The sequence below is a fragment of the Acetobacter musti genome, from assembly GCF_011516835.1.
In the GTDB taxonomy this organism is placed as follows: Bacteria; Pseudomonadota; Alphaproteobacteria; order Acetobacterales; family Acetobacteraceae; genus Acetobacter; species Acetobacter musti.
In genome coordinates, this window is the sequence record NZ_WOTB01000020.1 from 1 (window position 1) to 17,347 (window position 17,347).

The 17,347-nt window shown below is 58.2% G+C and carries 14 protein-coding genes; 5 read left to right on the forward strand and 9 right to left on the reverse strand.

The features are described 5' to 3' along the window. Positions 1 to 70 precede the first annotated feature (70 nt). From GOB93_RS14015 to GOB93_RS21610, 3 genes are all read left to right on the forward strand, one after another. Positions 71 to 961, forward strand: coding sequence for an MFS transporter (locus GOB93_RS14015; RefSeq protein ID WP_173584136.1), 891 nt, complete (start codon positions 71 to 73; stop codon positions 959 to 961). 179 nt (positions 962 to 1,140) lie between these two features. After that, a complete protein-coding gene (locus GOB93_RS14020; RefSeq protein ID WP_242010788.1) occupies positions 1,141 to 1,884 on the forward strand; it encodes a hypothetical protein in 744 nt (247 codons plus the stop codon). Positions 1,885 to 2,258: 374 nt separating this feature from the next. Then, on the forward strand, positions 2,259 to 2,453 hold the full coding sequence (locus tag GOB93_RS21610; protein ID WP_242010789.1) for a hypothetical protein: 195 nt from the start codon (positions 2,259 to 2,261) through the stop codon (positions 2,451 to 2,453). A gap of 315 nt (positions 2,454 to 2,768) precedes the next feature. Here the strand turns inward: GOB93_RS21610 and GOB93_RS14030 are convergent, their stop codons facing one another. From GOB93_RS14030 to GOB93_RS14045, 4 genes are all read right to left on the reverse strand, one after another. After that, the gene (locus tag GOB93_RS14030) at positions 2,769 to 3,131 is read right to left on the reverse strand and encodes a hypothetical protein (protein ID WP_173584137.1); all 363 of its coding nucleotides are present in this window, start codon (positions 3,129 to 3,131) and stop codon (positions 2,769 to 2,771) included. A 225-nt stretch (positions 3,132 to 3,356) separates the two neighbouring features. Further along, positions 3,357 to 4,673, reverse strand: coding sequence for a cation:dicarboxylate symporter family transporter (locus GOB93_RS14035; RefSeq protein ID WP_173584138.1), 1,317 nt, complete (start codon positions 4,671 to 4,673; stop codon positions 3,357 to 3,359). Between the two features lie 107 nt (positions 4,674 to 4,780). Then, complete coding sequence (locus tag GOB93_RS14040) at positions 4,781 to 5,374, reverse strand: DedA family protein (protein WP_338422384.1); 594 nt, start codon at positions 5,372 to 5,374, stop codon at positions 4,781 to 4,783. A 231-nt stretch (positions 5,375 to 5,605) separates the two neighbouring features. Continuing rightward, positions 5,606 to 7,150: a replicative DNA helicase gene (locus GOB93_RS14045; RefSeq protein ID WP_173584139.1), complete on the reverse strand. Its 1,545-nt coding sequence runs from the start codon at positions 7,148 to 7,150 to the stop codon at positions 5,606 to 5,608. Between the two features lie 193 nt (positions 7,151 to 7,343). Between GOB93_RS14045 and GOB93_RS21185 the strand changes: the two genes are divergently transcribed. Next, the gene (locus GOB93_RS21185) at positions 7,344 to 7,556 is read left to right on the forward strand and encodes a transposase (protein ID WP_242010797.1); all 213 of its coding nucleotides are present in this window, start codon (positions 7,344 to 7,346) and stop codon (positions 7,554 to 7,556) included. Positions 7,557 to 8,044: 488 nt separating this feature from the next. Here GOB93_RS21185 and GOB93_RS14055 read toward each other — a convergent pair whose 3' ends face one another. The 5 genes from GOB93_RS14055 to GOB93_RS14075 all read right to left on the reverse strand — a co-directional run bounded on the left by GOB93_RS14055 (position 8,045) and on the right by GOB93_RS14075 (position 15,743). After that, complete coding sequence (locus GOB93_RS14055) at positions 8,045 to 8,842, reverse strand: glucose 1-dehydrogenase (protein ID WP_173584140.1); 798 nt, start codon at positions 8,840 to 8,842, stop codon at positions 8,045 to 8,047. Positions 8,843 to 9,040: 198 nt separating this feature from the next. After that, complete coding sequence (gene shc / locus GOB93_RS14060; protein WP_408742404.1) at positions 9,041 to 11,032, reverse strand: squalene--hopene cyclase; 1,992 nt, start codon at positions 11,030 to 11,032, stop codon at positions 9,041 to 9,043. A 294-nt stretch (positions 11,033 to 11,326) separates the two neighbouring features. Continuing rightward, positions 11,327 to 13,414, reverse strand: a complete 2,088-nt coding sequence (gene glyS, locus GOB93_RS14065; protein ID WP_173584141.1) for a glycine--tRNA ligase subunit beta — start codon at positions 13,412 to 13,414, stop codon at positions 11,327 to 11,329. Between the two features lie 3 nt (positions 13,415 to 13,417). After that, a complete protein-coding gene (locus GOB93_RS14070) occupies positions 13,418 to 14,332 on the reverse strand; it encodes a glycine--tRNA ligase subunit alpha (protein ID WP_173584142.1) in 915 nt (304 codons plus the stop codon). Between the two features lie 691 nt (positions 14,333 to 15,023). Continuing rightward, on the reverse strand, positions 15,024 to 15,743 hold the full coding sequence (locus tag GOB93_RS14075) for a hypothetical protein (RefSeq protein ID WP_173584143.1): 720 nt from the start codon (positions 15,741 to 15,743) through the stop codon (positions 15,024 to 15,026). 703 nt (positions 15,744 to 16,446) lie between these two features. On the opposite strand from GOB93_RS14075, the gene GOB93_RS14080 reads away from it, so the two are divergent. Then, positions 16,447 to 17,259, forward strand: a complete 813-nt coding sequence (locus GOB93_RS14080) for a mechanosensitive ion channel family protein (protein ID WP_173584144.1) — start codon at positions 16,447 to 16,449, stop codon at positions 17,257 to 17,259. Positions 17,260 to 17,347: the final 88 nt, after the last annotated feature.

The window sequence follows — 17,347 nt, forward strand, 5'->3', positions numbered from 1 at the left end:
CCCGCCGCCAGAAGCAGAATATCGTCAATATTCCAGATCGGGCTCCTGTGGGATGACTGAATTCTACAAAATGACCCGAAATTGCCTCAAGTGTGAGAAATCCGCGTCGATCTGGCTCTGGTTTCCATTGCGCTTTGCACTCGGGGCCGCGTCAGAGACGATGCTGGTCATGTCCGAAACCTGGCTCAGCCATATCAGTGACGACAGGAGCCGGACAACGACGCTGGCGATCTATACGGCTGCGCTGTCACTCGGCTTTGCGCTGGGACCGGTCATTCTCACCCTCACAGGGCCGCATGGTCTGGTGCCCTATCTGACCGGTGGCGGGATTGCGCTTGTCGCGCTCCTGTCCGTGGCGATGCCCTGGATGCGCTCGCCTGTGCTCGGGAAACCGACACATCCGGGTATGACGCGCTACCTGGCGCTCGCGCCTGTTGCGATCGGCGCGACCCTGCTGAATGCCGCGCTGGAGACATCGGGTTCGTCATTTCTTCCGCTTTACGCCATGCAGGCGGGCTGGACCGAGCATGGCGCGACACTCCTGCTCTCCGTATTGCTGTTTGGCGCGATCGTTCTGCAGATTCCGATAGGCTGGGCCGCGGACCGGCTTAATCCGCGACGTCTGGTCATCGGCCTGTCGGTCGCCTCAGCCATTGGTGCGCTCATATGGCCGGCTGTTATCGGGTATCCCTCTCTGGCTTACGGGCTGCTGTTCCTGTGGGGTGGTGTATTTGTCGGCATTTATACTGTCATGATGGGCGTCATCGGCAGCCGGTTTCGCGGGGGTGATCTGGTCTCTGTGTATTCAGTCATATCCATCGCCTGGGGAGTGGGCGCGTTTATCGGCCCCGGTGCGACCGGGCTGGCCATGGATCTCACGAAACATGGGCTGCCTTATTTTGCAGCTTTTGCCTGCGCGCTGTTTGCGGTGCTGCCGATCCTGAGAAAGAAAGGCGCATAATATGCTGCTCCTTCAGTCTTCTGCCTGCTCTCCTCGTTATACCGCCCCGGGAACATACGGGCGAACATACAGGCGGATCGATATGGCATTGGAGAAGATGACAACGCCTGCGGACCTGAAACGCCTTTTTGCCACTTCTGTGACGAAATTCTGAAATCATGAAAATCGGGGTGAGCGTAATGAGCCGAAATCTGCTGAGAATTACGGCAATACTTCTCTCAGGGCTGACAGTAACGGCGTCAGACCGCGTATATGCCGCCGCGACACGTGAATTCAATGATTATGCCGGAGTGGTCGGCGAACTGCCGATCGGTATGACACTGAGCGTTTCAGGCAGCAGGATCGCTGAAGGCAGTCATTATTACTATCGGAAATATCTGAAGGATATCCCGCTGACCGGGACAGCAGGCACGGATCTGCGCCTGACCGAACCAGGGGGCGGTCTCTTTGTGCTGCATTACGTCGACAATAAATCCGCTTCGGTCACGCCGGAGAACAGCACGGGTCTCGAAGGCACATGGACCGGCAATGGACGCACCATTCCTGTCAGACTGTCTGCCGAAAGTGCCGGGCCTTATGTGCCAGGACATCGATATTCCGAAATAACGGAAGAAGATGATGCGAAATTCGAATTTCAGGTGAAGGGATTTTATAACGCAGCCATTTCCGGCCGACATGCGGATGCGGCCCGGTTCGTCGCTTTTCCGCTACGGGTCAATACAGATGCCGGGCGGTATATGATGGTTCATAACGCAGCGGAATTACAGCAGAAGTGGGACAGGATTTTTTCACCTGCGTGGCTGAAGGCGCTCGCCGAAGCGTCGCCGCACGATTTGTTCGTGACCAACGGACAGGCCATGATCGGTGCCGGTCTCGCTTTTTTTGGTCAGGACGGTCTGGAAGTCGTCAATGCTGCCCCATGACCAGAAACAGGTCAGCGAACTCTGACGAAGAGAGTGGTTGTCATGGTTTTGCATACGCTGACCTCCCCTGATATGTTCGGGCACGTTCATATAATTACAGGAATGGTGGCTGGTCGGAGTGTGACACGTCTCTCCATCGGGCCTGCACATTATCCGACATCCGAACCGGACGCGGATCTGTCCGGTTCATAATGGCCGAACGCTGACGCTTCTTCTGACCCTGATGCATTTCCGGCGGTGAGAATTGTGGCTGATCGAACTGCCTGTCCGGACGTTCGAAACCTGTCTGTTCCTGATCCTCTGAGCGCTTTTCTGTTTCCTGAATCTTTCAGCGACTACACCGCGTACGAGGATTTCCTCCTTTGCAGGAGAAAATGGATCTTCTCCTTTCTGCGCTGACTGTCGTGTCCGATCTGATCGATACCCTTATCAGGGTGCCGGCACACTATGTCCTGTTTTCAATCGAATACTGGCTGCATGCGCCTGTCTGCCGCATCCTGTGCGGCATTGCGATCGTCTCAGCAGATTACCAGCTCCATGCCGGGTTCGTAATTTCTGGCCTGCTCTAAGAGGTTTTTCGGATCATCCGGTATTTCGAAACGTTATAGTAAAGTCAGATTACATCTTCGGCAGTCCGATTATAAGAGACCGTTCCAAAAGCCTTAAATGCCAAAAATTTTCATAACAAACTGATGATGTTATGTTGTTTGAGTTCAGCCCGTCTGGCTGACTCAGCCAGACTGTTTCAAAAGCATCAAATACACAAAATTCTTATAATACACTGATAATGTTATAGTTTTTTGAGCCCCCCTGTTCACTTCAGGCGTGAGAGAGGGACTTAGAGATAAGTTTTTGAAAAATAAAAGTTTTTGGTGAAGCTTTTTTCAAAAAGATTCAGAAGACAGCGCCTTTTTGAAAAAAGGCGGCACCCAAAACTCTTCATAATTGACCGAAGGTTTCACGGGCAGGTTTTTGAAGCAGTCTCTGTCTGCAAGGTAATTTTTTTGGATATCAGCCCGATAGCCACTATCCTGCATTCCTGTCCAACCCACCCATCTTTCGCCCCGAAAAAACCATTCCGAAACCGAATCAAAAACGTCCATAACCTTCTGGAATCCCGGTCGTCCCCATCGCCTGACAATCCCTGTCCGGAAAAATAAACTCCCCGCAGTGCCGCAGAGACAGACAGAGTGCCGGATCATCACAGCAAGGACCTCTCGCTCATGCCCCGCCGCCGCCAGCCACATCTCCGCTCTTCCTGATCCCCGGCCTCCCGCCATACCGCCTCCGCACCACCGCTGAAACAATCCGTGATCTGCCCGCGAAACACCCCCACCCCATCTGGAGAACCGGGACCGGAAAACCGGTTTTCCCACGGGCAAATCAGGCTCAGAGAAGCCGCACTCCCTTGCCGGGCGCCGGAGCCGTCAGAGTCATCCCGGCGACATCTCCGGAAAAGCCACCGGGTGCGCTTACGCGGTCTGATCCCCGGGGCGGGAAGCGTAGCCGAGGACCTCGGCGGCACGCTCCCGATCGAGCTGCCCCTCCCATGCGGCGATGACGACGGGAGCGACACAGTTGCCTGCGAGATTGCCGACTGCGCGGGCAATGCCGATGAACCAGTCCACGGCGAGCAGCAGAACGAGGCTTGCAACGGGAATTGACGGAATGGCGGCCAGGGTCGCGGCGAGAACGACAATCGCGATGCCAGGAACGCCATGGGCGCCTTTGGAGGTGACGAGGGCGGTAAGCAGCATCGTGATCATCTGGGTCCACGTCAGATGCGTTCCGGTCACCTGGGCCAGAAAGACGACAGCAAATCCGAGGTAAATGGAGAGAGCATCGAGATTGAAGGAATAGCCTGCCGGGACGACGAGGCCGACGACCTGCCGGGAAACACCAAGGGTTTCCAGCCTGGTCATGATGCTCGGAAGCACGGCGTCCGAACTGGTCGTGGCGGCGACGATAAGCAGTTCCTCGCGGAAATAGCGCAGGAATTTCAGCGGTCTGATACCGCAGGCGGCGAGGCAGCTCCCCAGAATGATGACGACGAAAGCGACGATCGCCACAAAGTAGAGCAGTGTGAAAGCGCCAAGACGGATGATGGCCTCAGGACCGTAGCGTGAGGTCGTGGTCGCCACAGCACCGAACACGCCCAGCGGAGCGACGGCGATGATGTATTTCATCATCTGTGAAAACAGGACGGACAGGCTTTCCACCAGCCGCACGACGGGTGCGCCTGCCGGGCCGATCTGACTGAGGCAGCAGCCGAACAGAATGGCGAAGAAGAGGATCTGAAGGATGTTGCCCTCAGCGAAGGCGGAAGCGGGCGAGTGAGGGACCAGAGAGAGCAGGAAGCCTGTCAGCCCCTGACTGTGCAGAAGATGAGCATTGCCGGCATAAGACGCGACGGTCCGGGAATCCGAGGCCGTTGTGGTGAGGTTCATACCGGCACCGGGACGAATGAGCAGAGCCGCTCCCACGGAAAGAAGCAGAACCAGCGTGGTCATCGCCTCGAAATAGATCAGGGCACGGATACCGAGCCGGCCAACTGTTCTGAGTGAGCCGGCACCGGTGATGCCAGTGACAATGATGCAGAACAGCAGCGGCCCGACAGCCATGATGATAAGATGCAGGAAAAGGTCTGTTGCCCAGCCTGTTTCGGCTGCCAGCGCCGGGCTGGCCAGTCCGAGGATAAGACCGAGAACGGTAGCGATGCAGACCTGCTGAAAGATGCCGAAGCGGAGGCTCCTGCGTGAAGGGGTTCCGGGTGCTGGCATCGGGGTCATCAGGCAGATCCTGTTGTGTCTGCCAGCAGATTAGCGTGCTTCCGGCCCTTGTGAAGCAGTCTGTTGCCGTAACGATCCCGCTCTCCGATGATACGGAGAGTCGGCTTTCAGGAGGCGGGAAGCTGACCGTCTCTGGCTTCCCTGAGGGCTTTTTCCGTCAGCTGCTTTTCATTCTTTTTCAGAAAGAGGCCTGTGCCGACCATGCAGGCGGCGGCGGCGACGCCCATCGCAATACCAGCCGGCCCTGAAACCTGTGAGATCTTACGTCCAAGCATATAGACACCGAACGCGTAGCCTCCGGCCCAGCAGGTGCCCCCCATGGCGTTAAACAGCATGAAACGGGGCCAGCGCATCTCGCAGGCTCCGGCCAGGAGAGCCACGAAGACGCGCATCACCGAGACGAAGCGTCCGCAGAAGACGATTGCGCTGCCATGGTGGTGAAAGAGATATTGCCCGAGGATCAGCCGGTCGGCGGTCAGTCCTATTTTACCGCCGTATTTCCGCAGCAGCGGCAAGCCAACCCTGCGTCCGATCAGGTAGCCGAAATTATCACCGATAACCGCCCCTGCTATGGCCGCCACGGCGACCCACTGGATCTCCAGATGATGTGTCTTCAGCGTGTAGAGGGAGGCCGTGATGATGCAGGCTTCAGCGGGAACCGGGAGCCCCATGCTTTCGGCCATGACGATCAGAGTGATCACACCATAGCCATAATGTTGCAGGAGGTGGTCCAGATGGTGAAGCAGGGGTCGTCATCCTTTGTTCTGGCCCCGACGCGCGTGACCTTTTGGGGTGGAGGCACCATGCGGAAAAGGACCCGGGTCGGGTAGAGCAGGAGTCACATGGCTGTTCTTCCGCGAAATGCCGGAAACCAGGTCCGGAAGGACGGATTTTCGAGCCTTGCTGTTCTTCGGGGATGGCTTCCTCGCTGGTCAGCGGTGGTAGTCTTCATGCATCGTATCGAGGTCGGCGAAACGGGTGAACTCGCCTTCGAAGAAGAGATGAACGACTCCTGTGGGGCCATGACGCTGTTTTTCGAGGATCAGTTCGGCCTTGTTGTGAACGAGTTCCATCTTACGGCGCCAGTCATCAAGGGCAGCCTGGTATTTCTCTGAGGAATCGAAGGCGGTCTCTTTGGGCTCGCGCTGCTGAAGATAGTACTCGTCGCGATAGACGAACATGACGGCATCGGCGTCCTGCTCAATGGAGCCGGACTCACGCAGATCGGACAGCATCGGGCGTTTGTCCTCGCGGCTTTCAACCTGACGCGAGAGCTGGGAGAGCGCGATAACAGGGACTTCCAGCTCCTTGGCGATGGCTTTCAGGCCCTGGGTGATCATGGAGATTTCGAGCACGCGGCTGTCGGGGCGGGTGCCGACGGCAGGACGCATCAGCTGGAGGTAATCGACCACGACCAGGCTGAGACCTTTGGTGCGCTTGAGGCGACGGCAGCGTGTACGCATGGCGGACAGAGAGATGGCCGGAGTATCGTCGATGACCAGCGGAAGCTGACTCAGTTCGCGGCTGACACGGACGAAGCGGTCGAATTCCTTCTGGCCGATATCGCCCCGGCGGATGCGCTCACCGGAGACTTCTGCCTGTTCGGAGAGAATACGGGTGGCGAGCTGCTCAGCGGACATTTCGAGAGAGAAGATCGCGACGGTGCCCTCGGGCTGGACGCCTTCACCCTGTTCCTGAGCTTTATGCAGCAGAGCACGGGAAGCGGAGAAAGCGATTTTGGTGGCAAGCGCAGTTTTGCCCATGGCAGGACGACCGGCGAGAATGAGCAGATCGGAAGGATGAAGGCCGCCGGTTTTTTTGTCGAAATCGCGCAGGCCTGAGGTAAGGCCTGAGACATCGCCCTCATTGCTGAAGGCTTTTTCGGCCGTTTCGATGGCGCTGAAGAGAGCCCGGTCGAAGGTGGTGAAGCCACCATCCTGCCCCTTATCTGTGGCGAGGCGGAAAAGCTGTTCCTCACCTGCGGCAATCTGGTCCTGGCCGTCGAGGTCAACTCCGCCAAAAGCATTGTTGACCATGGTTTCGCCGATATCGATGAGCTGGCGGCGGAGCCAGGCGTCATGGATGGCGCGACCATAATCGCCAGCATTTATGATCCCGACTGTGGAGGTAAGCAGACGGCCGAGATAGGTCATGCCGCCGACTTCATCGAGTACGCCTGAGTGTTCAAGTGTGGCGCGCAATGTGACCGGGTCGGCGAGCTGACCGCCTTCGATGCGTTTTGCAATGGCGTCGAAGATCGCGCCGTTCACGCCGCTGGCGAAATGCGCGCCGGTGAGAAAGTCCGAGACGCGATCATAAGCGCGGTTGTTGGTGAGCAGGGCGCCGAGGAGGGCCTGTTCGGCATCCACATTGGCCGGAGGCGCACGAAGTGAAACCCCCAGAATGGTTTCACCGTTCTGAGAGGAGGTCGGGGCACTGGCAGGGATGCCAGATGAGGCAATGGGAGAATCGATCATGTTCACTCCCGATGTGTATCACCCGGGATGCGGTGAGGGGAGACTTCGTCGTCGTCAGACCTGGCGCAGATTGCCTTAATTTATTGAACTGAACCGCAATTGGTGGTTCACGGCTTTGCAGGGAGCCAAGTCTGTAAGTGACGTGTTTCTGCTGTCCGGGCGCCAGATGGAGTTGATCAGGCTGTTTTGCCCAATGGCGCATGGCGTGCCGCGCGTGCACGACAGGCGTGTTCTGAGGGGGATTGTTTATATGATCCGTAACGGACTTCAGCGGAAAGACACCCCAAAAGCGTATGGTTCAAACAGGATTTTGTACAATCGTTTCATCCGCAGAAGCCGTCCTGGTGTTTTTGACCAGATTTTCGGCGCGCTGACAGAACAGGCAGGCCGGTCGAGCGCCTTATGATTGATGCGACATACCTCAAGGCATACCGGACATCGCCTTCCTGCTCAGAAGGGGCTTTTCCCCGCCATATCGCATGACAAAAGGCGGACTGAACTCAAGCTTTATGCCGTGTGTAATGGTCAGGGTCATCCCGTCTTCCTTCATCTGGCCGCAGGGCAGATCAGTGACTTCAGAGGGGCCGATATTTTGCTGGAAGAAATACAGGAAGTCATCGGAGACAGAGGCTAATGACAGCAACCGGATCAGGCAGCTGCTTGCAGAACGGAACATCACGGCCTGTATTTCGCCGAAGAAGAACCGGAACTCAAAGCCGCCTTACAACTGTCATCTGTATAAAAACGCCACCTGACCGAAAACATCTTCGCAAAGCTCAAAGACTGGCGACGTGTTGTCATCACCTGCGGCCGTATGCTCATAGCTTCATGTCAGCAATCCACATCGCTTCAAGCGTCACCTTCTGCCTCAAAGAATGAGCCCTGAGCCTATGCCTATGATGTCCAGTTTTTTTCGAAATCGGCGTACAGGGTCATGCCGCCGTCTATATAGAGGGTCTGGCCGGTGACGTAGGATGCCTGATCGGAAGCGAGGAAGAGGGTGGGTTCGGCGATCTCGTCGGATTCGCCTGGGCGGCGCATGGGGATATGTTCCGAGACAGCCTTGTATTTTTTCGGATCTTTTACCCAGGCATCGTTTATGGGAGTGACGATGGCGCCGGGAGCGACGGCATTCACACGGATGCCACGGGAGGCGTATTCGAGCGCCCAGGTGCGGACCATATTTCCGATGGCGCCTTTGCTGGCGGAGTAGCCGAGGAAGCCGGGTTTGGGGATGATCTGGTGGACAGAGCTGTTGATGACGATGCTGCCTTTTGTGCCGTCCTTCACCCAGCGTCTGAGGACTTCACGAGTGCAGAGCATGACACCGGTGACGTTGACGCTGAGGACTTTTTCGAAATCGGCGAGAGACAGCGATTCCGACGGGGACTGGACCTGAATGCCGGCATTGCAGATGAGAACGTCCAGCCCGTTCAGTTCCCGGAAGGTTTTGTCTAAGGCCTCGATAACGGCATTTTCCTGCGAAACGTCGGCGACACATTCGATGTGTGGGCCGGCTTCGACTTTCGGGAGTCTGGGGAGAAGTTCGTCGAGCTTGTCTTTCTTGCGGCCATTGATGGCGACGCGGGCTCCTTCACGGGCAAAGGCGAGGGAGATGGCTTCGCCAATGCCCTGGCTGCCGCCACTGACGAAGACGCGTTTACCGGCAAAGCGCTGAGTGCTGTTAATCATGCTTGGTCCCTGTTGCTGACCGGCGGCTGAGCGCCGGGATTATCGGGACAGAATGCGTGAGGGACGGGTGAGGTTCCGGGGTCGTATTGCGGCCGGTGTGGAAAGACCCGGGCACACCGGACCCGACAGAGATATCGGGAGGCCGGATCTGTTTTAACGGAATGTGGCCAGGAATGAGTGTGGATCGGCCTTTCGTCGTTAATTTCCGGCTCTCTGCAGACGCGAGGCGCGGCTGAGGGCCATGATCGGGAAATACTGCCGGTAGAGATCGTAGCGCAGCATGAAGGCGCGTGAAAGTTCGGCGCCCTGAAGCAGACGTTTCGACAGCATGGGGTCGTCCAGCCGGATGGTCTGGCCGACGCCGTAGCCGGGGAAGCCTGTGCCGGTAAATTCGAGTTCTTTCCAGCTGCCGTTGTTCTGCTGCTGATCAATCAGGAAGCGGCAGCCATCCGTGATGGCTCTGTGATCCTGAGGACGGTTGACGGCGATCAGACCCATCAGGGCCCAGGCGGTCTGAGAGGCTGTGGTTTTGCCACGACCGACGGATCTGATGTCCATGTAGGAGGCGCAGCTTTCGCCCCATCCGCCGTCCTCCTGCTGGCAGGAAATCAGCCATTCACAGGCTTTGTCAATGTAAGGCTGGGTCATGTCCTCGCCGATGGCGGCGAGAGCGGGGAGGACGGCGCCGGTTCCATAGAGGTAATTGACACCCCAGCGGCCGAACCAGGGGCCTTCGGGTTCCTGTTCCCTGCGGACCCAGGCGAGAGCGCGCTGAACCGAGTCATGGTTGCGGGAAATGCCCAGCAGGCCGAAGGCTTCCAGTACATGGGCGGTGACGTCCACGGAAGGAGGGTCGAGAGCCTCACCGAAGTCACAGAAGGGGATTTTTGTCAGGATGCTCTTGTTGTTGTCCTTGTCGAAGGCTCCCCAGCCGCCGCAGCTGCTCTGCATGGCGATCAGCCAGTTGACGCCACGGGTGAGGGCACCCTCGATATCGCGCTGCTGCCATTTCGGGCGGTGGCGACAGGAGGCGAGGGCGATCAGGGCGACGGCGGTGTCGTCTGTGTCCGGATATTTGTCGTTGGCGTATTCGAAGGCCCATCCGCCGGGTTCGGTGTCAGGAAGTTTGACCGACCAGTCGCCCTTTACGCGGATCTGACGGTCGAGCAGCCAGCCCAGGGCTTTTTCCATTTCCGGGGAGTGAAGCTCTTCGGCGTCGGCGTCATGCAGGGCCATGATAGCGAGCATGGTGTCCCAGACCGGGCTGTTGGTGGCCTGAATCCAGGTGGCGTCCCCTTCGTCGCGGCGCCAGCCGGGGTCGTTCAGGCAGTCGAGGGCCTTTGCCATGACCGGATGATAGATCTGATAGCCTTCCACATGGAGAGCCATCAGGCTGTAGATCCACGGGGGCTGAATGCCGCCCCACCCGCCATCGGCGTCCTGATGGCGGATGATCCATTCGATCACATGGCGGATGGCGGCTTCACGCGGGGCGAAGCGCCGGATAGGCAGAGACTGGAGAGAGTGCAGACCGCGATCGGCGGAGCGGAAGAATTTGCCCCAGAGGTCTTCTCCGGCTTTGGCGGGGAGTTCGTAATCGAAGTTTTCCCGGCCGTCGGGGAAGAGCGCGTCCAGCCGGTCCTGCGGGCGGAGCGGGCGGGCGGGACGACGGGCGGAAAGGATGGTCAGGGGCATCATGGTGGCGCGTGCCCACTGCGCGAAATTGTAGATCGAGAAGGTGAACCGGTCGGGGAACCAGATGATTTCGGGCGGGAGGCAGGGGGTTTTCTGCCAGGGCCATTCGCCGATCAGGGCGAGCCAGTACCGTGTGAAGACGCGGACGTTCTTCAGGCCGCCTTTGCTGAGAATCCAGTCCGCGGCTCTGCTCAGGGCCGGCAGGTCTGCGGCATATCCCAGGGAACGCAGGGCGGCGTAGGCCTCGACGGTTGTGTTGATGTCACCGTGTCCGGCGCCGAAATAGACGCTCCAGGAGCCGTCTTCGCGCTGCATTTCGAGCAGGGCCTTGCCGAGACGGGGACGGAGCGGATGATCTTCGAGATCGATGAACCACAGGGCCAGGCACCACTGAGCTTCCATGCAGGCATTGGATTCGACGGCGCCGACCCAGTGTCCGTCCGGCTTCTGCTGGCCGATCAGCCACTCGCAGGCGGAAGAGATGGCCTGCGGCAGGGTGTTGTCGAGTGCCCTGAGACCGGATGTCTTTGTGGCGGTGCCTGCGGAGGTCAGGACCGCGGAGGCCAGGTCTGGGGAGGTCAGGTCTGCGGAGGTCAAGAAAGCGTTCCCATAATTTGCCGAAACCGGATGTCTTTACTCTGTCCTGTCACACACAGGGAGGGTTTTCGTTGCATGGTTGCATACCGTGTCTGTGCCGCGTCCTTTCCGGGATTTCTGCCGGGCCTGCAAAATGGTTTGCAAAGGTCCGGGGCCTTTGCCGGAGCTTCAGGGGCGGAGCCCCTGAAACCGTTACCCGTCGATCTGGCTGAAATCGGCGATAAGCCGGGTCATCCGTACCAGTTCGGACAGCAGTTTCAGGCGGTTGCCGCGAATCTGCGCGTCTTCGGCGTTGACGATCACGCCTTCAAAGAACGTGTCAAGCGCCGGGCGGAGGCTGGCGGCCTCGCGCATGGCGTCGGTGAAGCGTTCTTCTTTGATGGCGGTTTCGACCTGCGGGATGACGGTTTTCAGAGCGTCGGCCAGCGCGATTTCCTCGGGCTGGGTGTAGAGCGCCGGGTCGGGTGTGCCTTCGTGCGGGCCGTCCTTTTTGTCCTCGATGCGAAGGATGTTGGTGGCGCGTTTCGTGGCGACGAGGAGGTTTTTGCCGTCTTCCGTCGCGAGCATGTCGGCCAGGGCGTCCGTGCGGGCGAGGAGGCGGGTGATGTCGGTGTCGTAATTGCCGGCGGAGATGGCGGCGAGGATGTCGTGCCGTTTGCCTTCGCTGCGGAGCTGGACGCGGAGGCGCTCGGCGATGAAGCCGGGCAGCAGGTCCAGATCCGGGGCGTTGCGGAGGGCTTCGGGCAGGGCTTCCGACGCTCTGACGAACAGGGCGACAAGATCGAGCCTGAGGCCATTGGTGCGGATCAGGCTGATGATGCCGAGTGCCGCGCGGCGGAGACCATAGGGGTCGCCGGAGCCGGTGGGTCTGGCGCCGGCGGCGAAGAAGCCGGCGAGCATGTCGAAGCGGTCGGCCAGGGCGACGGCGACGGAGACCGGGGCGGTCGGGGTTTCGTCGGACGGGCCGCGCGGCTGGTAGTGCTCGGCGATGGCGGTGCAGACGTCGTCCGCCTCCCGGTCGTGGCGGGCGTAATAGCCGCCCATGATGCCCTGGAGCTCGGGGAATTCGCCGACCATGCCGGTGGAGAGGTCGGCTTTGGCCAGCAGGGCGGCGCGGGAAGCGTGCTGCGGGTCTGCGCCGATCATGGGGGCGATGATTTCGGCGAGACGGACGAGGCGTTTTACGCGGTCGCCCTGGCTGCCGAGATCGGCGTGGAAGGTGACGGCGTCGAGGCCTTTGACGCGGGATTCGAGCGTCTGTCTGCGGTCGAGATCCCAGAAATGGCGGGCGTCGGCGAAGCGGGCGCGGAGGACGCGCTCGTTGCCGGCGATGACCTGGGCGCCGCCGTCGGTCGGCTCGATATTGGCGATGAAGGCGAAGCGCGGGGCGGGACTGCCATCGGTGTGACGCAGGGCGAAGTAGCGCTGATTGACGCGCATGGAGACCTGCATGACCTCGGCGGGGAGTTCCATGAAGGTGTCGTCGATGCGGCCGAGCAGGGGGACGGGCCATTCGACCAGACCGGCGACTTCCTCGACCAGACCGGGATCGGTGACGATGGCGAGGCCTTCTTCTTCCGCAAGCTGGTTGATGCCTCTGACGATGACCTCCCGGCGTTCGGTGGCGTCGGTGAGGACGCGGCGGGCGCGGAGACCGTCCTGCCATTCGGTGGCGGTGCGGGCCTGGAAGGGCTCGGGCTTTGTGGCGCCTTGCGGCCAGAAGCGGTGGCCTTCGGTGAAGTCGCCGCTGGTCAGGTTATGGCCGTTATCGGGGATGCCGCCTTCGTCGGTGGCGAGGGAGAACGGGACCACGGTGCCGCCAAGCGTGCAGAGGATGCGGCGCAGGGGACGGACCCAGGTGAAAATGCTGCCGGTGCCCCAGCGCATGGATTTCGGCCAGGAGAACTGGCGGAGCAGGGTGGGGAGGCGTTCGGCGATGTATGCTTCGGCGCTGATGGCCGGGGTGTTGCGGGTGAGGACCCAGAAGCCGTTTTCCAGCGCGACGTCGGCTTTCGTGGCGCCGTGCTTGCGGAGAAAGCCTTCAAGGGCCTTTTCCGGGGCGGTTTCACGGGGGCCGCGCTCGGAGACGGTCTCGGCCGGGACTTCCGTTGCGACCTGGCAGATTGCGGCGATGCGTCGCGGGCCGGTGAAGGTGGTGATGCCTTCGATCTTCAGGGCCGCCAGGGTTTTGCCGAGCTGGCGGGCGAGTTCCTCGCCGGCGGGCTGCTGCATGCGGGCGGGGATTTCTTCGGAGAAGAGTTCGAGGAGGAGTTCAGCCATGGTTCAGCCCTCGCTCTTTGCGGTGGTCGGGGCGCTGCCGGGGTCTTTTGCGAGCCAGGTTTCGCAGCAGAGTTTCGCGAGGTTGCGGACGCGGCCGATATAGGAGGCGCGCTCGCTGACGCTGATGACGCCTCGGGCGTCGAGCAGGTTGAAGAGGTGGCTGGCTTTCAGGCACTGGTCGTAGGCGGGCTGGGCGACGCCGGCTTCGGCCAGGGCGACGGACTCTTTCTCGGCGTCGATGAAGTGCCGGTGGAGCATGTCGGTGTTGGCGAGTTCGAAATTGTGGCGGGAGTAGTCCTGCTCGGCGCGGAGGAAGACGTCTCCGTATTTCAGACCGTCATTGTTGAAGTCGAGCTCGTACACATTCTCTTTGCCCTGCACGTACATGGCCAGGCGCTCCAGGCCGTAGGTCAGTTCCGTGGAGGGAACGGAGACGGGGATGCCGCCGACCTGCTGGAAATAGGTGAACTGGGTGACCTCCATGCCGTCGCACCAGACTTCCCAGCCCAGGCCCCAGGCGCCGATTGTGGGGTTTTCCCAGTCATCCTCGACGAAGCGGATGTCGTGCAGGTCCGGGTCGATGCCGATGGCGCGGTAGCTGTCGAGCAGGAGCTGCTGGCTGTCCTCGGGCGTGGGTTTGAGCAGCACCTGATACTGGTAATAATGCTGGAGGCGATTGGGGTTTTCGCCGTAGCGGCCATCCGACGGGCGGCGGCAGGGCTGCACGTAGGCGGCTTTCCAGGGGGTGTCGCCCAGGGCGCGCAGGGTGGTGTGCGGGGAGAGCGTGCCGGCCCCGACTTCTGTGTCGTAGGGCTGGAGGATGGCGCAACCTCGTTCCGACCAGAAGCGGTGGAGGGTCAGGATGAGATCCTGAAACGAGAGGGGCTTCTGTGCTGGACTGGCTGACGCCGGGGACATTGCGGGCACGGGCTCCGGTTACGGGTTCAAGGGGCGGGCACCATACAGCGGCGGGCGGCGGGGGGAAAGGAAGGGGGACGGGTTCCTTTCGGGGGTCTGGTTTTCCAGAAGGGTGGGGGTGTTTTGCGGTCGGGGATCACGGATTGTTTCGGGGGTTTCTGCTGATGGTGTCGGGGGGTGGTTCGGGGTGGCCGGGGTGAGGTGGTGTGCGGGGTTGCGGGTGGTCAGGCGTTGCTGAGGTGACTGGCGAGGGTGGGTGTCTCTGCCGGGCGAGGGTGGGATTTGTTTTTGTGCGGGGTGTTGACGGGGGTTGGGACGGGGGGCGGATTCCAGAAGGTTCTGGACGTTTTTAGTTCGGATATGGAACGGGTTTTGGGGGTGGGGACAGGGGGTGCAAGGGGGAAGTGGTGAGGGCGGGAAAGTGGACGGTTTGGTATGCTGGATAGCACAGCTAATAATGAACCCACAGCCAATAGGCGAAATCGATGGGAAATACAAAAATTTCTTACTCAAATCAAAATGATATGATGATGTAGAAACTAATTTTTCCTAAACAAAATTGAGAAATTCGAATTAATATTCGTATATTATTTGAAAAATATAATAAAAAATTTTATTATAATAAATAAAAAATACTATTATTAATTAGCAATTGCCTTATTATTTCGATTATTTGTTTTTATCAATGGTATTAATCAACATAGCTTGGAATATTATTAGGTCCCTGGCCGCGAAACTGGGTATGATCTAAGGTATTTCCATCCAGAAACATAGGGGTATTGACTCCTGAATTGGGAATAATAACCATTTCGAAGCCTGTATGCCCGACGAATGATGCAAATTCATACCTAATGCAGTAAACTATATGCATAAACATAAATGATCTACTAGGAAGTGTTTTCTCAAAATCTTCTGGAAACATACTATCTTCCATTGCATCAACGTAATCTTTACCGGGGAAAACGGCAAAGCCGACTTTTGTGGCTTCTCTGTCTGCACTACGGCAGAGCGCTTTTTCTTCATCAATTGGGTTCATAATTTTTCCAAAAATTTCATCTGGATAAATTCTGGAAATTACAGAAACATTAACTGCAGGGACATTTCCATTATTACTAATAGTAACGTCCCGACTAACCTCCAGTCTTCCGCGAAACCTCATACTATCGTCTCCATCAATCTTCATCCCCAAAATAACGGATTTTAATTTGTATGATGCTGACAGCCATGGCCTTGTGTTCATGCGCATTGTTAACGTCGCATCATCAGCTTGAATACGCGTTGCTTCCATTGCCTGATAAGCAAATATAGTTCCAAAAAATACGCCAATAAGACTAATGACTGCTACTAAGAAGTTCCAAAAGCTGATACATACAGATTGTCTTGCATATTTTTCTTCGTTATTAACCGACATAAATACTCTTTATTTCCGGTATTTTAAAGTAATGTAATGTATAATATTCACACAAGACAAGTGTTATTGCGGATATTACTCCTGCGAGTATAATCGAAAAAATTCTGCCGCACAATGTCCGGTTTCAGACAATGATCCCAATCTCGAAATAACCGAGAAGAGTCGAAAGCGGCCTTGTCCTTCGAAATCCGGTAGAAATGGGGCTCTTATGATGGCCATGTGGAACAGGCGAAGATTGTTTTGCATGTCTTCGGATATGATGACTTTCGTGCAGGCAGGCATCATGCTGTTGTAGGGTTTGCGAGCTATAGCGTTCGACGATAACCCGTCCGGGTTTCCCGACGGCTCTGGAGAAATTGTGGATGGTGGCGGTGATGGGTTTTCCGACTTCCGCAAGAAGAAGCCAGTTTTTTTGTTTCACGGTGTCGGGGAATCCGCTCGTGCGTCGTCGCTGGTGCGTTCGAAGGGGGATCGGGTGAGGTTGGGGTGATTTCCTTCATGGTGCGCAGGGCTTCCTCGCGGGTTTTGAGTCCATTCGCCACAATGGTGTCCGGAGATTTGTGGCCTCTGGCGGGGTTTGGGGCGGAGCCCTGAAAATGGTCCTGCGGGGTCCGGGTGGTGACGGGGGGCGCTGAATTATCTTACCATGTCGGGAAATGGCGGCCGGTTTGTGCCGGGCGCGGGAGATGATTCAGAGGGGTTTATGGAAAAGCAGGTTCATTCGATCTGGGAGCAGATGAACGGGTTATTGCCGGTTATTCTGGGGTATGTGAGTCAGTTTGTTCTGGCTCTTATTGTTCTTTTCGTTGGCTGGAAGATCGTCAACGCGGTGACGCGGGCGATGGGCCGGATGATGGCGGCGAGTCATATCGAGCCGACGCTGCGCGGGTTTCTGCTGAGTGTTGTGGGGCTGTTTCTGAAGGCTCTGCTGCTGATCAGTGTGGCCTCGATGGTCGGGATTGCGACGACGTCCTTTGTTGCGGTTCTGGGTGCGGCCGGTCTGGCGGTTGGCATGGCGTTGCAGGGCAGTCTGGCGAATTTTGCTGGTGGTGTTCTGATTCTGCTGTTCCGTCCGTTCAAGGTAGGGGATTCGATTACGGCGGGTGGCAGTTCGGGGACTGTGACGTCGATCGAGATGTTCCGGACTGTTCTGCTCGATGCGAATAATGAGATTATTTATGTTCCCAACGGGACGTTATCGAACAACATTGTGATCAACAGTTCGGAGTCAGACCGGCTTCTGGGTTCGGTCAGTCTGCTGATTGATTACAATGACGATCTCGACAAGGCGCGGGCGCTGCTGCTGGGGCTGACGGAGCATGACGATAAGGTTCTGAAGGACCCGGCGCCGTCGGTTGGTTTTGCGCCGAAGCCGGCGAATATTCTGGTGACGCTGGGGTTCTGGTGTGCGCCGGGGGATGTGACGCCGCTGGTCGGTAAGTATTCCGAAGAGGCGATCAAGGTGCTTCAGGGCGCGGGGTATCGTCTTGGGGTGACGGCGCGGACGGCGGCGTGATCTGGCTCCGGGGTTTTCCGGAGCTTCCGGGTTTATTGCAGGTCAGGGCTCTGCCCTGAAACCCGCCAGAGGTCGCGGACCTCTGGAC

Bases quoted from the DNA above. Each gene is read 5' to 3' on its own strand.
- GOB93_RS14045 (WP_173584139.1), bottom strand. From the start codon at position 7,150: ATGATCGATTCTCCCATTGCCTCATCTGGCATCCCTGCCAGTGCCCCG.
- GOB93_RS14015 (WP_173584136.1), top strand. From the start codon at position 71: ATGACCCGAAATTGCCTCAAGTGTGAGAAATCCGCGTCGATCTGGCTC.
- GOB93_RS14020 (WP_242010788.1), top strand. From the start codon at position 1,141: ATGAGCCGAAATCTGCTGAGAATTACGGCAATACTTCTCTCAGGGCTG.
- GOB93_RS14055 (WP_173584140.1), bottom strand. From the start codon at position 8,842: ATGATTAACAGCACTCAGCGCTTTGCCGGTAAACGCGTCTTCGTCAGT.
- GOB93_RS14030 (WP_173584137.1), bottom strand. From the start codon at position 3,131: ATGTGGCTGGCGGCGGCGGGGCATGAGCGAGAGGTCCTTGCTGTGATG.
- GOB93_RS21610 (WP_242010789.1), top strand. From the start codon at position 2,259: ATGGATCTTCTCCTTTCTGCGCTGACTGTCGTGTCCGATCTGATCGAT.
- GOB93_RS14070 (WP_173584142.1), bottom strand. From the start codon at position 14,332: ATGTCCCCGGCGTCAGCCAGTCCAGCACAGAAGCCCCTCTCGTTTCAG.
- GOB93_RS14080 (WP_173584144.1), top strand. From the start codon at position 16,447: ATGGAAAAGCAGGTTCATTCGATCTGGGAGCAGATGAACGGGTTATTG.
- GOB93_RS21185 (WP_242010797.1), top strand. From the start codon at position 7,344: ATGGCGCATGGCGTGCCGCGCGTGCACGACAGGCGTGTTCTGAGGGGG.
- GOB93_RS14075 (WP_173584143.1), bottom strand. From the start codon at position 15,743: ATGTCGGTTAATAACGAAGAAAAATATGCAAGACAATCTGTATGTATC.
- glyS (WP_173584141.1), bottom strand. From the start codon at position 13,414: ATGGCTGAACTCCTCCTCGAACTCTTCTCCGAAGAAATCCCCGCCCGC.
- GOB93_RS14035 (WP_173584138.1), bottom strand. From the start codon at position 4,673: ATGACCCCGATGCCAGCACCCGGAACCCCTTCACGCAGGAGCCTCCGC.